An 18,978-nucleotide genomic window follows, 5' to 3' on the forward strand; every position below is an offset into this window, starting at 1 on the left:
CTCAACCACCGTCCCGTGCGCGGAAGGTGCTGTCCGCGTCCTGCCGGTACGGCGCGCCCTGCCACTGCAAGGAGTCGAGTACCCGGCTCGGGTCGTGGGCGACGAACTTCCATGGCCCGACGTAGACGTTGTCGTGCCAGCTGTTGTGCTGCTTACGGGTGATCGCCTCGGCCACCCGCTCGCCCTTGTACGGCGACCAGTCCGGATAGGTGCCGTAGTTGGCCAGCACCGCCATGCGGTCGCATCTCACCGTGCAGTCGACGACGGACTTGTCCAGCACGAAGCGGTTGCCGTGGATGTCCACCCGCTGGGTCTTCCACCGGCAGTCGGCGTAGAGCGGTGCGGCGGCGATCGCGGGCTGCGCGCAGCGGTCGATCTTCTTCACCAGCAACGTGCAGTCACCGGACGAGGTGTTGGCCGGGCTGTTGCAGAACCGGTCGGCGTTTTCCCACAGGGTGATCCCGGACCAGTTGTTCTCCAGCACGTTCCGGTAGATCTCGATCTTGTCCGTGCGGGCTCGGATCCGTGGTTCGCCGCCGGACTCGGACAGGTAGATGGTCGCGAACGGGAAGTTGTCGCCGCGGTCAGCGTACGTGCGGCCCTCGACCCAGTTGTTGCGCCGGATCCTGTTCTTGCGGATGACCGCGTTGTAGCTGGTCTCGTAGATCAGCGCGGCCCCCTCGTTGGCCTCGATCACGTTGTCCTCGATGAGGAAGTCGTTGTTGTTGGTGTCCGCCCACAACCCGGCTCCGCGGTTGTCGTGCACCCAGTTGCCGCGTACGTCGGCGCCGTCGACGGCCCAGAACTTGACGCCTCCGGTGCAGCCGCAGCCCGGCCGCCGCTTCTCCCAGTCGTCCCTGTTGTTGCCCACGATCTCGTTGCCCTCGACCACCAGGCCGGTGATACGCCCGGTGGCCTTGTACGCGTTCATGCCGTACTGACCGTTGTCGCGCAGACAGTTGGCGCGGACCTCCTGGCGGGCGCCGGCCATCAGCGCGGCGCCGGAGTTGTTCTGGATCGTCGCGTGCTCGATCACCCACCCGTCGGCCGAGTCATGGTTGACCACGCCCTCGTCGTGCGGCGCGACGAAACCCTGCACCGTCAGGTAGCGGATGGTGACGTCGGCGGCGTTGCCGCCGAACGCGTACTGGTTGGTCTTCCGGCCGTCGAGCACCGCGCCCGGCGCGCCGAGGTAGCTGTTGCCCTCCTTGGGGATGACCTGGGAGTAGCGGTTGCGGTCGAGTCTGTGCTTGCCCGGCCGAAGCCAGAACGTGGTGTGCGGGGGGTTGTCCTCGGTCTTCGCGGCCAGGTCGCCGGCCACCGCGGGGTCGACCGTCACCGCGCCCGCCGGCGCCTTCGCCGGCCCGGCCGCGGGCTCGGCGCACACCCGGGCCACGGACGCGGACGGCGCGGCGGTCGGCTTCGGCCGCGGGCTCGGCGTGCTCTCACAGCCGGTCGCCGCCAGCATGGCCAGCGCCAGAGGTGCCGCCGGCCATGCCCAGTGCCGCCCCTTGATCCCCAAACGTCCTCCCTAGCCGCGGAACCTGAGTACGGTGGTGAACCCCTGCGTGCCGTCGGCGAAACCCGTGCCGACCAGCGTGGTGGTGGGTTCCTTGCGCCCGAAGCCGGCGGAGTACCAGCCCAGCGACGGGTCGCTCTCGCCGCGATGCGCCCGCCAGCTCAGCTGCGCGGGCAGGTCGAGCGTCGCCGAGCGGTCCTCGCCGTCCCGGGTCCAGGTGAGCACCGCCCGGTTCCCCACCAGGTCCGCGGCGATCGCCGGGCCGAGATGGAACGCCAGGTGCGCGGCCCGGCGCGGGCTGTGTTGGCCGCGGACCTCGTCGACCACCCTCAGCTCCTGGCTCGCGGCCGTCAGCTCCACCCGGCGACGGTGCACGGAGGGCCGGTAGCCGTCGTGCTCGGCGCACCAGCGGACCGTCCCCTGGTCGGAGGCGTCGGAGGTGTCCGCGACCAGGACCCGGCTGCGGGCATGCCGGGTCCACAGGAACGGGCCGCCGGAGACGGACTGGTCAGCACCGTCCAGTCGCAGGGTGTTGTGACCGAGGGTCGACCGGAAGTACTGCCGCCACTCGGGCTGCCCGTGGTAGCAGTACGTCCCCGGGTCGGAGAGCACATCGACCCCGTCGTGCCGGACCTCCACGGACAGCGCGTCCGCGTGAGCGTGCGCGGCGATGGACAGGAACCCGTGCGGGCCACCGTCGCAGCGGCACCAGATCTTCTCCGGACCGCGCAGGATGGTCATCCCCGCGTCGGCGAAATGGGCCGGCCGGCTCGCCGGGCGGGACACGGCCGGTGCGGTTCCACTCTTCGAGTAGGGCCGGATGAGCGCGGCCAGCAGCGGGGTGCGCACGTCGGTGCCGGTCACCGTCGGCCACCAGGCGAGCCGGCCGAACACGGCGTCCCCGGTGGCCAGCAGCGAGCCCCAGCGGTCGGTGCCCGCGCCGTCCACGACCAGACCGTGCCCGTCGTCCGCGTCACCCTGACGTGGCGGCCGTAGCCGGTTGTCCACGACGGCCGCGAGCGCGTCGGTCATGCGCAGCAGCACCAGCCGGATCGACGCGGGGACCGGCACGTCGGAGGCATCCGCCTCCGCCACCGCGGCCAGGCCGAGCTCCAGCACCAGTCCGTGATACTCGGTGGCCAGCTCGCGGTTGAGACCGGAGCCGAAGGTGTTGCTGCGCAGCTGCCGCTCCAGCGACCGCAGCGCGTCGGCTCGCCAACGCGCCGAGGAGGGGAACCATCCGAACGCGCAGGCCGCGGCGGACTGCCCGGCGGCCTCCGCGATGACGTGGTTGTTCGCCGAGGACCCCCGGCTGGGGAAGGCGGCCAGCCAGCGCTGGTGGTGCCAGATCTGCTGGAGCGCCACAGGGTTGCCCTCGAACAGATCGGCCGCGCCCGGCCAGCCGTCGAGCAGCCGGCGGATCCACACCCAGGACAGCAGCCGGATCCCCAGCTCGATGCCGCTGGTCCAGTGCACTCCGCTCAGCGGCGCGTTGGCCGCCCACCACGACCGCAGGTGTTCGGCCACCCGCTCGGCGTACCGCTCGTCCCCGGTGATCGCGTAGGCGGCGGCGAGCACGGTGAGATGGTGATGCCGGGACAGCTCCCAGATCTGCTTGATGTCCCCGACCGCGTCCTCGTCGCGGTACGGCACGTCGAACGCGTAGCCCACCGGTGCCCGGCGCCCGGTCTTCGGGTCGTAGAACCAGTCCGGGTCGGCCAGGTCGTCGCGGTCCACCCCGAAATACTCGGCATGCCCGTCCATCAGCCGGTCCGCCTCGGCGACGAGGCGTTTCGCGGCGTCCGGTGGCACCGCGGCGATCGTCCCCGCGGGCAGCACCGCGGTGAACCGGGCGCCGGTCACGCTCGGGCAGTTGGGCCGCGCCGTGCGCCACCGCCGTCTGCGCACCGCGTCGCCCACCCGGCCGCCGACCTCCCGCGGCCCCATCCGGGACAGCCGCCGCAGGTACCAGCCCGGACTCCCCGAGCTCACAGTCATCGCGGCCGCGCCAACGTCACCGGCGCGCCGCCGACCAGGCCGGCCTGCACGGCGAGGGTGGCCGCCGTGGTGGCGACCAGCGACTCCAGCGGCACCGGCATCGGCCCGCCGGTCCGCACGGCCTTGATGAACGCGGCCAGCTCGGCGGACTGGCCCTTGTCCCGGGCCTTGGGCAGCCGCGAACTGACCCACCGCTTGCGGCCGGCGCTGCCGTCCGAAAACAGCGAGGCGCGGACGAAGTCGTCGAGCCGCAGCACCTTGCCGTCCGCGACGAGGTCCAGCGTTTCCTTGGGGAAGCCGGCAGCGCCGGTGGTGACGTAGCTGATGGTGGCGGTGGACCCGTCCGGGTAGCGCAGCATGACCTGCAGGTCCTCGTTGCCGGGTGTGGCGACGGCGTACACAGAGACCGGGTCGGCCCCGAGCAGCCAGCTCGCCGTGTCGATGAAGTGTCCGCCCTCGCCGACGAACCGCGAGCCCTCGGAGCCCTGTTGGAGGTACCAACTGCCGTGCTGCAGGCGGCCCGCGTTGACCAGGTAGCGAAGGCTCGCCGGACCGGTCCGGGCGCCGAACCGCTGTCTGGCGTCCCGCAGCAGCGGCGCGAACCGGCGGTTGAAGCCCACCTGCAGCCGGTCGTTGCCGGACTCCTCCACCGCCGCGAGCACGCCGGCCAGCTCGTCCTCGGTGAGCGCCAGCGGCTTCTCCACGAACACGGTCTTGCCGGCCAGCAGTGCCCTGCGGGTCAGTTCGGCGTGCGAGCTGTGCCGGGTGACGACGAACACCGCGTCGATGGACTTGTCGCCGAGCACGGCGTCGAGATCGGTGGTGGCCTCGGCGAAGCCGAACTTCCGTTGCGCGTTGGCCGCGGACAGCGCCGTCGTGGTGACGACCGTGGACAACTCGACGCCGTCGCGCTGTGCCAGATGCGGCAGCAGCATCGACGTCGCGTAGTTTCCCGCGCCGACGAACGCCAGCCGCACCGGCGCCTTGGCGGACCGGGTCGGGGTGGGCGCTCCGCCGCCGCGTCGCACCTCGGGCACGGCCACCGCCGGAGCCTGCGCTTCGCCCGTGTGTCCGGGGTACCGGAACAGCACAGCCACGGCCTTCAGATCGCCGTCCTTCAAGCGCTGGTACGTCTCGACGGCGTCATCGAAGTCGGCGATGTGGGAGACCAGGGGCTCCACGTCGACGCTGCCGCGGGCGAGGAGATCGAGGAAGCACGCCAGGTTGCGGCGCTCGGTCCAGCGCACGTAGCCGATCGGGTAGTCCCGCCCCTCGAGCTCGTACTCCGGGTCGTAGCGCCCGGGGCCGTACGAGCGGGAGAACCGGACGTCGAGCTCCTTCTCGTAGTACGCGTTCCACGGCAGGTCCAGGCGGCACTTGCCGATGTCGACGACCCGGCCGCGGTCCCGGCTCAGCCGGGCGGCCAGCTCGACGGGCTGGTTGCTGCCGCCGCCGGCGGCCAGGTACACCTGGTCCACACCGTGGCCGCCGGTGAGTTCGGCGACGGCGGTCTCCACGGCCGCGGAGGCGGGATCGCCGCAGGCCGCCGCGCCCAGGCGCTCGGCGAGTTCGCAGCGCACCGGGTCGGGGTCGACCCCGACGACGCGGACCCCCGACGCGGCGAGGAGCTGCACCACCAACTGCCCGATCAGCCCGAGGCCGATGACCAGGGCCACGTCGCCGAGTTGCGGCTCGCCGCGGCGGACGCCCTGCATCGCGATCGACCCCACGGTTCCGAAGGCCGCGTGCCGCGGCGCGAGGCCGTCCGGCACCGGGGCGTAGAGGTTCTTCGGCACCCAGTTCAGCTCGGCGTGCAGCGCGTGCTCGTTACCGGCGCAGGCCACGAGGTCGCCGACCTTCACATCGTCGATCCCGGCGCCGACCTGCTCGACCACCCCGCACAGCGAGTAGCCCAGCGGCGTGTAGGAGTCCAGCTTGCCCATCACCTTGCGGTAGGTGGCGGGTACCCCGTTGGTGGCCACGCTCTGCACGACCTTGGCCACTTGGTCCGGCCGGGAGCGGGCCTTGCCCAGCATCGACATGCCGGCCTCGGAGACCTTCATGAGCTCGGTCCCGGTGGATATCAGCGAGAAGGCGCTGCGGACCAGCACGCCGTCCGGCTTGCACCCCGGCACCGGCACGTCAAGCAGCGCCAGCTCGCCACTCTTGTAGTTCTGTACGACCTGTTTCACCCGAAGTCCTCTTGTCTCTACGCAGTCAAGGAGCGTTCTGGCCGGACCCGGAGGTCGCGCCGCGATACCAGTACTCGAGGGTCAGCACATGCCACAGATGCTTGGAGAAGTCCCGCTGTCCGGCGGCGTCCTCGGCGACCATCCGCGCCAGGGCGTCACGGCGCAGGAGCCCTGAACGGACGAGCTCGCCGTCGTTCACCACCTCGCGCACCAGGGGCGCCAGGTCCCGGCTCATCCAGGCCCGCAGCGGGGCGCTGAACAGGCCCTTGGGCCGGTACACGATCTCCCGGGGCAGGACCGAGGCGGCCGCCTCCTTGAGGACGGCCTTGCCCTGCCGTCCGACGATCTTGCGATCACCGGGCACGGCGAACGCCGCCTTCACCACCTCGACGTCCACGTACGGCACCCGCACCTCGGTCGACGCGGCCATGCTCGACCGGTCCGTGTACGCGAGGTTCAGGCCCGGCAGGAACATACGGGCGTCGCCCAGGCACATGCGGTTGACGAAGTCGTCGAGGTCGTTGTCCTGGTAGATGTCCGCGTGCTCGGTCAGCACGTCGTCGACCGTCCCGGCCAGGTCCGGATCGACCAGGGCGAGCAGCTCGTTCTGGTCGTACATGGTGTAGCTGCGCCGGAACGCGGTCTCCTCCGGCAGATCGGCGAAGGACAGGAACCGTTTCGCGAAGCGCACCGACCGGTACCCCCGGCGGGCCGACGCGACCGGCAGCCGGTCCACGACCCTGGACAGGCCGCGCCGCAGGGGCCGTGGGATGCGCTGGTAGCGCAGCGCGAGCAGATTGGCCAGGTGCTTGCGGTAACCGGCGAACAGCTCGTCGGCACCCATCCCCGAGAGCATCACCTTCACCCCGGCCTCCCGGGCGGCCGAACAGATCAGGAACGTGTTGATCGCGGCAGGGTCGCCGATCGGCTCGTCCAGGTGGTACGTCATCTGCGGCAGCAGATCGAGCACGTTCGGAGCGATCTCGATCTCATGCAGGTCGACGCCGAACCGCTCGGCCACCTGCCGGGCATAACGAAGGTCGTCCGGCATCGCCTCGAATTTGGCGTCCTCGGCGCGGAACCCGATCGTGTAGGCGGAGATCCCGGGGCGGTCGCGGGCCGCCAGCGCGGTCAGGTAGCTGGAGTCCAGCCCGCCGGAGAGGAAGGTCGCCACAGGCACGTCGGAGAGCAGGTGGCGCCGAGTCGACTCCTCGACGACGGCAGCGAGATCCGGCTGCTCGCCGGCCCGGGCCCGCTCCCTGCCCTCGGCGGCGACATCCTTCAGTTGCCAGTACCGCCCGCGATCCACCCGCCCGTCGGGCCTGCACCGCAGCCAGCTCCCGGGCGGCAGCTTCTCCGCTTCGCGGAACGCGCACCGTGAGTCCGGCACCCAGTAGTACAGCAGCGACGCGACCAGCGCCGCATGGTCCACCTGCAGCGATCCGCCGGTCACGGCGGCGAGCGCCTTGAGTTCGGAGGCGAACACCAGACCCTCGCCGCGCCGGAGCAGGAACAGCGGCTTGATGCCGAGCTGGTCGCGGGCGAGCACCAGTTCACCGGTGCGCTCGTCGAAGATCCCGAACGCGAACATGCCGCGCAGCCGGGGCAGGCAGTCGGTGCCCCAGCGCCGCCAGGCCTCCAGCAGCACCTCGGTGTCGGAGGTACCGCGGAAGCGCACCCCGGCGGCTGCCAGCTCGGCACGCAGCTCCGGCGCGTTGTACAGCTCGCCGTTGTACGTCAGGACGAGGCCGTCCGAGACCATCGGCTGGGCGCCGGTCTCGGACAGGTCGATGATGGCCAGCCGGCGGTGCCCGAGGTGAACTTCGCCGTCACCGACGGAGTGGCCGTACCGGCCCGCCCCGTCCGGACCGCGGTGGGCGAGGGTATCGGTGAGCCGGTCGGTCACGACCTTCCCGTCCGGCCATCGGTATGTGCCTGCGATGCCACACATGTGCTACCGCGCCTCCTGGTCGCTGTCCGGAACCCGGTCCGCCCACATCGGCAGCCGATCCTTCCGCCGCCGGCCCTCCCCCACTGCCTGAACGGCGTGGGAGGTACCCCCACCGTTCTGCCGGGCCGGCGGCTCGTTCTGGCCGCGCAGCGCGGTGTACGGCCCGTCCCACAGCGTGCCGTCGGTCCGGTCACGCGGATCGGGGTCGATCAGCACCACACCGATCACCGGAATCCGCTGGTCCGCGAGCTGCCGCGCCACGGTGTGCAGCCATGCGGCGCTGCCGTGCCCGGCGCGTACGACGAGCACGGTCCGAGTGCCGAGGTACTGGAGGTCGGTCCAGGCCACGCCGGGCGCCACCGAGCCGACGCCGAGCAGATGCTCCTGCTGCGACACGGATGCGGCACGCTCGCCGCTGACCACGGTCGGGTCTCCTGGCTTCGGGCGGCGGCGTGCGAGCGGCAGGCCGGGCAGACCATCGACGATGACCACGGGCCCGTCCGCCGCCAGTGCCCCGGCGAGGTCCAGGGCGATCACGCTCGCGTTGCGCGCGCAGCCCAGTTCCAGCAGCGACACCGGGTCCGCGGAGCCGCGCACCGTGCGGGCCAGGGACGTGGTGAGCCGTTCGCGTGCCGCCCGGATCCGTCGGCGCCGCCACAGTCTGGCCGGCCGGCGGGGCAGCTCCGCGATGACCGAGGCGCCGAGGTTCGCCGCGATGTCCCGGCGCAGCACGGGGCGGTCCGCCACCACCGTGCCGACCGCGGCCGCCGCGAGCCCGAGGGCGAGCCCGAGGACGAGCCCGATCGCGCCGTTGGTGGCGGCGGTTCTGGGCAGCGAGTGCCGCACCGCGCGCGGTGCGTCCACGATCTGTGTGCCGGCGATGAGTTGGGGCGTGCCGATGCGCGCCTCCGCCGCGCGCTGGTCGAAGTCGGAGATCCGCGAGGTGAGTTCGGCCCGGCGGGCGAACAGCGACTCCATGTCGGCCGACCCCTTCGGCCCGCTGTCCGGCGATCCGTCGCCGATCGCCTTGTTGACCTTGGCGAGGTCGTCCTGTATTCGGTCACGCTGGTCGAGCAGGGCCTTGGCCTCGGCTTTCGCGGCTCCCTGGATCCGCTTCACATGGTCCGCGACGAACGCGTCGGCCAGCGCCCTGGCGCGGGCCACCGCCTCCGTGTCGCTGTCAGCTGTCACATTGATCTGCAGCAGGTTGTTGGTCAGGCCGATGCCCTCGTAGTCCTGCATGAAGTCCTCTGATTCTTCCGAGGACTTGAGGGATCGCAGGGCCTTGTCGGCGATCCGCGTGGTGTGCAGCAGCGCGACGTCGGTGCGGATCAGCGTTCCGGGGTCGTTCGGCTGGTCCTCCTGGTGCGCGATCAGCACCTTGGTCACCGCGGTCGGCGGTGGCGGCAGCAGGACCGCCACCGCCGTGCCGGCGAGGAGCCCCAGCAGTGCCATGGAGCACCAGAGGCGGCGGCGCCTGCGCACCGCCACCACCAGCGCCTGCAGGTCCAGCAGCGGAGCGGCGGCCGAGGGCTCCGAAGTCGTGCTCGTCGTCACTGTGAGCCTCCCGTCGCTTTGTCGCCGACCGCGAGCGTCGGCGTGGCGGCATCCCGAGGACGTCCGGGGGACCGCGTCGGACCGGTCAGGACCGTGCCGGCGATGACGATGCCGACGACCTCGTGTTTGGCGTCCGCGCACGCCTCGGCGATGCCGGCGAGTTCCCCCGCGGTCCAGCTGCCCGCGCTGAGCACGACCAGGGCACCGGACTCGTTGTCGCGGTCCGGCACCAGCGGCTGGGACACCGAAACCCCCACCACCCGCAGCAGCGGATCGCTCTCGGCCTCGGCGACGAGCTGCCCGGCGGCCCGGCGGGCGATCTCGTCGCCGTCCGGGACGACGACCAGCAGCCGCCGAGGGGCCGGCAGCTGTTCCCGGATGCGGGCGCACACCCGGCGGTAGCGGATCTGCCTGCTGGCCTCATCGCCCGACGCCTGCGGGGTCGGTATGTCCCACCGGGTGTCGACGCCCAGCAGCCGGCGGATCCAGGTCCGCGGGCCACGGCCTTCCGGCCGGTGGGCGGGCCGCCCACCGGGTACGTCGACGGTACCCAGCAGCGCCGAACCCAGCGCCGCGGCGATCTCCGGTTCGGTGCGCAGCCGGCGGCTCATCCGTGCGGCGACGAGATGGCCGATGACCGCGAGCAGGAAGAACAGCAGCGCCCCGGCGACGATGAGCTGCATCCTCGTCGGCGGTGCCTCGCCGGCCGGCCGGGCCGCCGGCCCCATGACGACCATGTTGGCCTGGTCGGAAGCCGGGTCGGCCTGGTCCAGCTTGTCGATGGCCTTCTGCAGCGTGGTGCGCAGCTTTTCGAGCTCGGTGCGGGCCTGCACGCTCTCCACGGTCTGCCCCGTACCGGCCGCTTCGGCCAGCTCGGTGATGCGGCGGCTGGTCCGCACCACCGTCTGCCGCAGTGCCTCGGGCGCCGCCGCTTCGGCGTCGGTGCTGTCGCCCGCGATCCGCGCGGCGAACGCGACGAACTGCTGGGCCACCTGGTCGGAGAGTTGCTGCGCGCGCTTGGGGGTGTCGGCCGTGCCCGAGATCTTGATGATGTTCCCGTCGGCGGTCGTGGCGCTCACCCGGTCCCGTAGCTCGCCGCCGCTGACCCCGGTCCAGTCGAGCTTGGCAGCCGCGCGGTCGACCACCACCGAACTGGTCGCGATCTCCGCCTGAGTCAGCAGCTCGCGCTCCTCCCACGCCCCCGGCAGCAGTACCGATGCCGAGGTCGTGTACCGCGGTGGAAGCAGCAGAGAGGTGCCGTAGCCGAGGAGCGCACCCACCACGGTGAGAATGGTGAGAAGCCGTCGGCGCCGACGGATAATCCGCCCGATCGTGACCAGGCGTATCGTGTCATCACTCAACGGTCCGGCCTCCCTGCCCGGTCCGGGTGGCCCGCGACACCGGGGCGTGGTCACGGCAGGCGGCGGCGTAGGCGGCGAGCAGTGATCGCTGGGAGTTCCGCCAGGAGAGCGGCCCGCTGATCCGCTCCTGGCCGATCTTGCCCATCTGGGCCCGCTTCTCCGGATCATCCAGCAGCCGGGCGATGAGCTGGGCGAACTCGGCCTCGTCGTTGGCCGGCGCGTAGAGGGCGGCGTCGCCGGCGGAGACACGCGCCTCCCGGAGGTCGAACGAGACGATCGGCCGGCCCATCGCCATGTACTCCAGGACCTTGTTCATGGTCGACACGTCGTTGAGCGGATTGCGCGGGTCGGGGGAGAGGCACACGTCCGCGGTGGACAGGTAGCGCACCAGGTCGGCGTCCGGAATGCGCCCGGTGAACTGCACCTGTTCGGAGAGCCCGAGCTTCCGGGACAGCTCCACCATCGCGTCGAAGGCGTCGCCGGAGCCGACGAACACCGCGTGCCAGTCGGTCCGCCCGAACTCGTCACGCAGCTTCGCGAGAGCCCGCAAGGCGTAGTCGACGCCGTCCTGCGGGCCCATGACGCCGAGGTAGCACAGCAGATGAGGCTTGCCACGCTTCAACTCCGGCTCGGGCGGCACCGGCTGGAACCGGTCGGTCTGCGGCGCGCTGCGTACCACGAAAACGTCCTCCGGCCGTCGGCCGCCACGGCGCATCGCGACGTCCCGGTAGCTCTCGTTCGTGGCGAGGACGACGTCCGCGGCCCGATAGGTCCGCCGTTCCAGCGCGCACACGGCGCGGTAGAGCAGATCTTCGCCGCGGTCGAACCGGGAGAGGTACAGCTCGGGTACCAGGTCGTGCTGGTCGAAGACGAACCGCGCGCCGCGCCGCTTCAGCCACAGTGCCGGCAGGAACAGCAGGTCGGGCGGGTTGCAGGCGTGGACCACGTCGACCGGGCCGACCTTCCGGGCCAGCCGGACCGTATGCCACAACGCCGTTCCGTACTCCCGCAGGTAGCCGGCCGGCCCTCCGGTGGCCGCGCGCAACGGGTAGCGGTGGATCCGCACCCCGTCGATCTCCGCCTCCGGCTCCGTGTCCCGCTTGCTCCCCTGGGGGCAGATGACGTGCACCTTCCAGCCCGCGTCGCGCAGCGTCGTGCACTCCTGCCACACCCGCCGGTCGAACGGCACCGACAGGTTCTCCACCAATATCAGCGCGCGCCGGTCAGGCCGGTCGCCGCTGGTCGTGTCACCAAGCAAGGCCCATGTACCCCGGTTCGGTCCGGCGCACCTCGGCGTCGGGAAGGTGGATGAGGTCGACGATCACCGGGCCGTCGCCGCCATGGGGCAACGCCGACAGGACGGCCGGATCCCTGGTCCCGACCAGGACCACCTCGGCGTGCTCGAGTACCTCGTCGACCGAGTCCGCGAGCAGTTGCGCGAGGTGCGGCAGCCGGGTCTCGATGTACTCGCGGTTCGCGCCGAGCAGCCGGGAGAGGCTCACGTTGGCGTCGTAGATCTTCAGGTCGTACCCCTTGCCATAGAGCCTCTCCGCCAGCTCGACGAGCGGGCTTTCGCGGAGGTCGTCCGTGCCGGGTTTGAAGGACAGGCCGAACAGGCCCGCCCGGCGCTTGCCGGTGCGCTCGACCAGTTCCACCGCGCGCTGCAGATGGTCGGAGTTGGAGGGCAGCACGTGGGCGAGGATGGGCACCGAGACGTCGGCCCGCTGCGCCGCGTGAACCAGGCTGCGCAGGTCCTTGGGCAGGCAGGAGCCACCGAAGGCGAAGCCGGGCCGCAGGTAGGCGGAGCTGATGTTCAGCTTGCGGTCGGCCAGGAACACGTCGATCACCTGGTGCGAGTCCACCCCGAGCGCCTGGCACACCGCGCCCAGCTCGTTCGCGAAGCCGATCTTCAGGCCGTGGAAGGCGTTGTCCGCGTACTTGATCGCCTCGGCCGTCGGGACCGGCACCCGGAACACCTCGCCGGGCAAGCCGTCGTACAGCGCCACCACCGCATCGCCGCTTGCCGGGTCGAGCTCACCGATGACGGTCTTGGGCGGGTCGAAGAAGTCCCGCACGCTCGTGCCCTCGCGCAGGAACTCCGGGTTGACCGCGACCCCGATGTCCACCCCGGCCGTGCCGCCGACGTACTTCTCCAGGATCGGTACCAGCAGGTTCAGGCAGGTGCCCGGGAGCATGGTGCTGCGGAACACGACGGTGTGCCGCCCACCCCGCTCGGCCAGCGCGGCACCGATCTGCTCGGTGACCCGCTCCAAGTACGTCGTACACAGGCTGCCGTTGGGCTCCGACGGTGTGCCCACGCAGACCAGCGACACCTCGCTCTCCATGATCGCCTCGCGGACGTCGTCGGTGGCGCGTAGCGCTCCGGTCCGCACGACGTCGGCGATGAGTTCGCCGATCCGTTCCTCGACCACCGGGGCCTTGCCGTCGTTGACCAGGTCGACCTTCACCTGGTTCACGTCCACCCCGATGACCTCGTGACCCATGCTGGCCAGGCACGCGGCCGACACGCAGCCCACGTAGCCGAGCCCGAAAACGCTGACCCTCATGACTCGTTTCTCCCCCCAGGCAGGCCTTCCCGGCCTGCGGTCCGCGCGTCGGCGGGACCGTTGAGTTGCAGCCGCCCGCGCATCAGTAGGCCCCCTGCCCGTGGAGCACCGCACGCAGCGTCTTCCACAAGATCACTGTGTCCAGGGCGAGCGACCAGTCCTCCACGTACCGCAGATCCAGCCGGACCGCCTCATCCCACGAGAGGTCGCTGCGTCCGCTGATCTGCCACAGGCCGGTAAGTCCTGGCTTCACCAGCAGCCGCCGCCGGATGTCCGGGCCGTACGCGGCGGACTCCTCCGGCAGCGGAGGCCGCGGCCCGACGAGCGACATCGATCCGGTGAGCACGTTGAAAAGCTGCGGGAGCTCGTCGAGCGAGTACCGGCGCAGCACTGCTCCCACCCGGGTCACCCGCGGATCCCGGCGGAGCTTGAACAGCAGGCCGGCGCCCTCGTTGTGCTCGGCCAGCGCGGCCCGTGCCCGGTCGGCCCCGGCGACCATGGTGCGGAACTTGAGAATGGTGAACTCGTGACCGTCCTTGCCCACTCTGCGCTGGCGGTAGAACGCCCCACCCCGACTGTCCACCAGCACGAGCAGCCCCACGCACACCATCAGCGGCGCGAACAGCATCAGCAGGATCGCCGCGCCCATCCGGTCGACGACCCCTTTGACCGAGCGGCGGCCCCCGGTGAAGGTCGGCATGCTGACCCGCAGCAGCGGGATCCCGAGCACCGCGTCGACGTGCAGCCGCGGGCCGGCCACCTCCATCAGCACAGGGGCAACGACCATCTCGGCGTCGCTGCCTTCGAGGTTCCAAGCCAGCCGCCGCAGCCGGTCCGGTGACCAGTGCGGGTCCGGGGTGACCGCGACGACACGGTAGCCGTCGCGGTGGACGTGGAGGGCGACCTCCGACAGTCGGCCGACGACCGGCACTCCGTCCAGTAGATCTCCGTCGAGCCCGAGACCGTCCGTCGTGCACACCGCGTCCACCCGCCAGCCGAGGTGCGGGAACTTACGGGTCCGGCTGATCAGGTCGCGCACGGTGGCCGGGCTTCCGGCAGCGAGCACCGGTCGCAGGCACCGTCCTTCCTTCCGCTGTTTGTGGAGCGAGAGGCGCAGCAGATACCGCGCGGTCATGGTGACGATCGCGATCGCCGGGATCGCGACGAAGATCCAGAGCTTGACGTTGCGTGAGGTGATGGCGATCCCGCCGAGCGCCAGGACGACGGTCGCCGTGAACATGGAGCGTCCGAGCCGACGAAATTCCTCGGCGCCCTGGCCGAGCACGGCCGGAGCCCATGATCGGCTCACCGCGAGTGCCCCCAGCACCAGCAGCTCGGTGCCGAATGCGAGAATTCCCCACTTCTCATGCCAGTTGGCCGCGTCCCGGGCCCCGAAGAAGTTGCCGATCGCCGCCACCACGAAGGCGGTGGCCACGGTATCGCTGATGATCACAGAACGGCGGTACCGCTGTTCCCACTCGATCGCGGGCCGGCTGATTGCCCCGTTCGCCAGACGCCCCCGCGCCGTCGGAAACGGGCTGACCAATTCCCCTTGCCGCACAGAACCCCCCAAGGTCCCCAGTGGTTCGACGTGTTCGCCTCACACTGATTCCTCGCCCCGGGAGGCCCCCGCCTCCCGCACTGCTCCTCCCCTCGGGAGGCCCCCGCCTCCCGTCCCCCGCTGTCCCTCCCCGCGGGAAGCCCCCCTTCCCGCGCAACACATCCCGGTTATCGCAGAGTTACTTGCACGATCCAGCCTGGTGGCAGCGGACTCGCATGTCCTGCCAGACCCTCGAAGCGCGCGAGAACCCGTTGAAATCCCGAGTGCTCCCCTGACCCCAAGCCCCTCTAGGGCTCCACGAATTGATCATCCCCACATCTGGCGCGGGACGTGACTGTTGGCTTCCCGCATTGCCGGACCTATAGATCATTAACGGTCGTCTCGCGTTCGAACAGCTGAAGCACGGTCAATCTAGACCATCGGGACCAGATATGAAGAGGGGATGTGTGTAATTTGTGTTCAAGCTTTGAGGCTGGATGCGCCGATAGGTGACCGACTATGGGCGCCTTCACGCCACCGCACGCTTCAGCAGGTCACCCGGCTCCCCGGCGCGGCTTCCACGCGGTAGCGATCGCCGAGCCGCAGTGGGCCTTCCACGGCGCCCGGTTCGCCAACGACTTCCCGCCATTCGTGTACTACGGCCTTCCGCCGTGGGTGCCCGAGGCGGTCGGGGCGATCGTCCCGGACAACGACGCGCACGACTTGCTCGTGGGCGGCATGCCCAGGGCCGAGGGCAACCGCCCAAGGTCCGGGTACATGCCGCGATGTCGGCCCAGGCACCGACGCGCTCCGTGTCCGCTGAGGCGGACGCCCTCTGCGATGACCGGCCGGCAGGGCAGCGACGAACGCGTCACCATCGCATGGCTGTCGCCCACGCGTGGAACGCCCGCGCGGGCGGGCACCATCGAACTGGCCATTCCCAAGGCGCGGCAGGGCAGTTGTTTCCCGCACTGGCTACTGGAACGCCGTCGACGGGCCGAACAGGAACAGGCCCTGGCCTCGGCGGTTGCGCTGCCTGCCTGCTGGGCGTGCGTACGCACCGGGTAGAGAAGCTCGCCGAGTCCCTCGGCGTCACTCAGGTGCCCGAAGTCCCAGGCCAGTTCGATGGCCAAGCAGGCCAAGCACGTGGCCAAGCACGTGGACGAGCAGGTCACCGCGTTCGGGAACCGGCCCCTGGATCAAGGCACGACGGCCACGGCCGGCAGACCCGCGCACATCGCGGCGGCGAGCAGCCAGCGCAGCCCCACCCCAAGACGCACGAGCGCTCCCTCCTTTGTGGTGCCTGTCCCTTGTGCTACCTGTCCATTGGGGTACCTGTGCGGTCCGTGAACCGACGGTTCGGAAGCTGCCCTGGGGTGACGCGGGAGGAAAACCGGGTCCTGACGGCTCTGGCGGCCACGGCATCGACGGTCTCCGCCGCGCCACGGGCCGCGCGCCCAGCGCCCGCGGTACCGGCCGCCAGACCCGACTTCAGACTGCCTTTCGCCTGCGGACAGACCTGGCAGCTGCAGACGTACCGGGGCCATGCGCCCGACGACAAGAAGCTCGACATGTACCGGGTCGGCGGGAACACCCTCGGCTCCACGGTGGCCGCGCCCGCGGCCGGCACGGCCACCGAGTTCTTCGAGCCGGGTGGCCTGGAGATCAACCACGGCAACGGATGGTTCACGGTCTATCTGCACATGCACCGCATCGACGTACGCCTCGGGCAGCAGGTCGCCTCCGGCACCACGCTCGGGCGGCTGGGCCTGACCGGTACGACCTCGGCGCATCTGTACTACGAGCAGCTCTACGACACCAACGGGGACAACGACGGCGAGAACGACGAGATGGTCCACCCGGTGATCCAGGGGACCGAGTACCGGCTCTCACCTGACGGGCTTTTCCCCCAGGTGACCAGCACCAACGCCTGTGACGGAGGCGGCGACCCCACGAGGTACTGGGTGGGCACCTTCGCCGACGCGACCAGCTACGCCGCCGTGGACTGCGTCGGCGACATCAGGCCGCAGTGCGCGCCCCAGGGCAAACTACAACCGACGCCGTTCGCATCCGAGCGAGCAGGCTCTCGGCGGTGTGGACGGCGCGTTCGGCGGGTGTCGGGGCCAGGCAGTCGGCGGCCAGCTCGCGCCAGAAGGGGGTACGGCGTTGTCCAGTCGCAGCGGCGCACGCCCCTTGGCGTACTCCTGTACCGCTGCCCCGCGCGCCATCGGTGTGGCCCCGGGGAACGGTGAGGGTACCGTCGGCGAACATCTGGTGGATCATGATGCCGAGAGCCCAGATGTCGTTGCTCGACCGCACCTGCACGCCGCGCTCGCCCAGCGGGGCTCTCCAGCGCTCGGGGGGTAGATAGTCGGGGGTACCCAAGGGCGGCGCCCCCGCCTCTTCCGGGTTCTCGCACCGCCCGTACTTTCCCCACCACCGGCACCAACTTCGCTCTGGCCATGTCGGCGTCGTCGTAGTACGCACGTACCCCTTGATCCATGCCGTACGGAGCAGAGACGCTGCGGGGTACGGCACCTCGTCGGCTCGTTACCTTGCGGTCGGCCCCGGCGGCGATGCGGTCGCGGGCGCGCTGGTCGAGCAGGCCGGACTGGTTCCTCGGCGGCGAGCTGCTCTTCACTCATGGCGCGCACGTTGCGACCATCGCAGGACCACACGAGGGTGGCGCCGCCCTGCTCGGGCGTCCTCGTCCGCGGCCCCGACCCGCTCCACCTGGCCGCGGTCTTCGGCCTGGACGAGGAGACCGCGATCCGCCTGGAAGCCGCTGGACGCCGGCCCCGGACTTCACCACGAACCTACGAGTCCGCCCGCCCCCGACACCGGAGGGAATGCATCCTCGGGAGCTCGCTCAACAGCTCTCAGTTTTCGCGAGCTCACCGGGGTCGAGGGGCTCAGCGGGTGGGGAGGACGAACTCGGGCTGGTCGAGCAGGCGCAGCCAGCTTCCGTCAGGCTGGCGCCGGACGACCTGCGCCCTGGCGCCCGCCCCATCCTTCGGCGGGGTCGAGGTGAGGGCGATCTCGCCGTTGGTCAGCGTCGGCAGCGGTTGTTCCTGTTCGAAGCGGGGACGGTTGGCCAGCACCTTTTCCCACAGCGCACGGATCGCCTCCCGGCCCACCGTCTGGTCGCCGGGCGGGTAAGCCATCACCGCATCCTCTTCATAGAGCGCGGCGACCCCCGCCGCGTCACCGGCGTTGGATCGTTCGACGAACAAGCGGGTGATGTCTTCCGGCCGCATGGCCTTCTCGTACTCCGGCATGGGTTCCTCCCGATCTGGAGCTTCAGTTCCTCCCAGCGTGGTCGGCCGCTGACCAGAAGTCCAACAAATGGATCTGCTGGTAGCTAGAATCTACAGTCATGGAGCTGAGGCAGCTGGAATACTTCGTCGCAGTCGCCGAAGAGAAGAACTTCACCCGGGCAGCCGAACGGGTGCACATCAGCCAATCCGGTGTCAGCGCACAGATCCGCCAACTGGAACGTGAACTCGGTGCCGAGCTGTTTGACCGGTCGGCGCGCACCGCCACCCTTACGGTCGCGGGAAAGGCCGCGCTCGAACATGCCCGCGCCGCTCTCGCCGCAGCCGAGGCGGTCGGCCAAGCGGTGGGTGAGGTCACCGACCTGATCCGGGGTCGGCTCACGGTCGGGATGGTCATCGGATGTACGCTCACGCCGCTGTTCGACGCTCTCGCCGCGTTCCACGGCGCGCATCCCGGTGTGGAGATCTCACTGCTGGAGGACAACTCCGACCGGCTCGTTGAGGGGGTGCGCTCCGGCACCATCGACCTGGCTCTCATCGGGGCCTGCGACCGCCACCCCGACGGGCTGGACGCGCTGACAATCATGAGCGACCGGCTCGTCGTGGCAGTTCCCGCCGGGCACCCCCTGGCGAAACAGCGGCGGGTCACTCTGCGCGACCTGACCGCCTACCCGATCGTGTGCATGCCACCCGGAACGGGTCTACGCACCGTATTCGACCGTGCCTGCGCCGCACAGAACCTGCAACCCACGATCGCGCTGCAAGCCAGCGCCGCAGATGCCATTGCCGACCTCGCCGCACGCGGGCTGGCCGTCGCCATTCTCAGCAACTCGATGGCCGCGAGTTACCGCGACCGGCTCACCGCACGCACCATCGATGATGTCGAAACGCCAGCGTGGCTCGCCCTGGTCTGGAGGAGCACGCACAGCCCCTCGGTGCGCGAGTTGCTCGTGCACAGCCGACAAGCATTCGCCGAGCCCGACCCCACATAGTGGGGTACCTACTTGCGCCCGAGCGC

General features: G+C 70.6%; 11 protein-coding genes and 3 pseudogenes. 3 read left to right on the forward strand and 11 right to left on the reverse strand.

The features are described from left to right. Position 1: 1 nt before the first annotated feature. The 9 genes from OG622_RS48475 to OG622_RS48515 form a co-directional block, all read right to left on the reverse strand. Positions 2–1,522, reverse strand: a complete 1,521-nt coding sequence (locus tag OG622_RS48475; protein ID WP_371583731.1) for a right-handed parallel beta-helix repeat-containing protein — start codon at positions 1,520–1,522, stop codon at positions 2–4. 9 nt (positions 1,523–1,531) lie between these two features. Beyond that, positions 1,532–3,517 carry an alginate lyase family protein gene (locus tag OG622_RS48480; RefSeq protein WP_371583733.1) on the reverse strand — a complete coding sequence of 662 codons (1,986 nt, stop codon included), beginning with the start codon at positions 3,515–3,517 and terminating at the stop codon, positions 1,532–1,534. Beyond that, positions 3,514–5,709: a bi-domain-containing oxidoreductase gene (locus OG622_RS48485; protein WP_371583735.1), complete on the reverse strand. Its 2,196-nt coding sequence runs from the start codon at positions 5,707–5,709 to the stop codon at positions 3,514–3,516. Before OG622_RS48485 ends, OG622_RS48480 begins: the two co-directional genes overlap by 4 nt. Before the next feature lie 25 nt (positions 5,710–5,734). Beyond that, the gene (asnB, locus tag OG622_RS48490) at positions 5,735–7,660 is read right to left on the reverse strand and encodes an asparagine synthase (glutamine-hydrolyzing) (RefSeq protein ID WP_371583737.1); all 1,926 of its coding nucleotides are present in this window, start codon (positions 7,658–7,660) and stop codon (positions 5,735–5,737) included. A gap of 3 nt (positions 7,661–7,663) precedes the next feature. After that, complete coding sequence (locus OG622_RS48495; protein ID WP_371583739.1) at positions 7,664–9,217, reverse strand: Wzz/FepE/Etk N-terminal domain-containing protein; 1,554 nt, start codon at positions 9,215–9,217, stop codon at positions 7,664–7,666. Continuing rightward, positions 9,214–10,578: a Wzz/FepE/Etk N-terminal domain-containing protein gene (locus tag OG622_RS48500; RefSeq protein WP_371583741.1), complete on the reverse strand. Its 1,365-nt coding sequence runs from the start codon at positions 10,576–10,578 to the stop codon at positions 9,214–9,216. Before OG622_RS48500 ends, OG622_RS48495 begins: the two co-directional genes overlap by 4 nt. Then, complete coding sequence (locus OG622_RS48505) at positions 10,571–11,836, reverse strand: glycosyltransferase family 4 protein (RefSeq protein WP_371583743.1); 1,266 nt, start codon at positions 11,834–11,836, stop codon at positions 10,571–10,573. The genes OG622_RS48500 and OG622_RS48505 overlap by 8 nt, the downstream gene beginning before the upstream one ends. After that, positions 11,826–13,145, reverse strand: a complete 1,320-nt coding sequence (locus OG622_RS48510) for a nucleotide sugar dehydrogenase (RefSeq protein ID WP_371583745.1) — start codon at positions 13,143–13,145, stop codon at positions 11,826–11,828. Before OG622_RS48510 ends, OG622_RS48505 begins: the two co-directional genes overlap by 11 nt. An 82-nt stretch (positions 13,146–13,227) precedes the next feature. Further along, positions 13,228–14,706 (reverse strand): sugar transferase, encoded by a 1,479-nt coding sequence (locus OG622_RS48515; RefSeq protein ID WP_371583746.1) that lies wholly within the window; start codon positions 14,704–14,706, stop codon positions 13,228–13,230. Between the two features lie 885 nt (positions 14,707–15,591). On the opposite strand from OG622_RS48515, the pseudogene OG622_RS48520 reads away from it, so the two are divergent. Together OG622_RS48520 and OG622_RS48525 are read left to right on the forward strand one after the other, a co-directional pair. Next, positions 15,592–15,891, forward strand: a pseudogene (locus OG622_RS48520) (transposase); the annotation flags it as partial. A gap of 365 nt (positions 15,892–16,256) precedes the next feature. Next, positions 16,257–16,484, forward strand: a pseudogene (locus OG622_RS48525) (peptidoglycan DD-metalloendopeptidase family protein); the annotation flags it as partial. Between the two features lie 265 nt (positions 16,485–16,749). On the opposite strand, the pseudogene OG622_RS48530 reads toward OG622_RS48525, so the two are convergent. Then, positions 16,750–17,076: pseudogene (locus tag OG622_RS48530) on the reverse strand (serine/threonine protein kinase); the annotation flags it as partial. Positions 17,077–17,597: 521 nt separating this feature from the next. Then, complete coding sequence (locus OG622_RS48535; protein ID WP_371583748.1) at positions 17,598–17,963, reverse strand: SgcJ/EcaC family oxidoreductase; 366 nt, start codon at positions 17,961–17,963, stop codon at positions 17,598–17,600. Positions 17,964–18,061: 98 nt separating this feature from the next. Here OG622_RS48535 and OG622_RS48540 point away from each other — a divergent pair, with 98 nt between their 5' ends. Next, a complete protein-coding gene (locus OG622_RS48540; RefSeq protein WP_371583749.1) occupies positions 18,062–18,952 on the forward strand; it encodes a LysR family transcriptional regulator in 891 nt (296 codons plus the stop codon). Positions 18,953–18,978: the final 26 nt, after the last annotated feature.

Origin of the sequence: Streptomyces sp. NBC_01314 (assembly GCF_041435215.1) — a bacterium.
In the GTDB taxonomy this organism is placed as follows: domain Bacteria; phylum Actinomycetota; class Actinomycetes; order Streptomycetales; family Streptomycetaceae; genus Streptomyces.

What these genes read in the sequence shown, in the direction of transcription:
- OG622_RS48480 (WP_371583733.1), bottom strand. Translation starts at nt 3,517, where the DNA reads ATGACTGTGAGCTCGGGGAGTCCGGGCTGGTACCTGCGGCGGCTGTCC.
- OG622_RS48535 (WP_371583748.1), bottom strand. Translation starts at nt 17,963, where the DNA reads ATGCCGGAGTACGAGAAGGCCATGCGGCCGGAAGACATCACCCGCTTG.
- OG622_RS48510 (WP_371583745.1), bottom strand. Translation starts at nt 13,145, where the DNA reads ATGAGGGTCAGCGTTTTCGGGCTCGGCTACGTGGGCTGCGTGTCGGCC.
- OG622_RS48540 (WP_371583749.1), top strand. Translation starts at nt 18,062, where the DNA reads ATGGAGCTGAGGCAGCTGGAATACTTCGTCGCAGTCGCCGAAGAGAAG.
- asnB (WP_371583737.1), bottom strand. Translation starts at nt 7,660, where the DNA reads ATGTGTGGCATCGCAGGCACATACCGATGGCCGGACGGGAAGGTCGTG.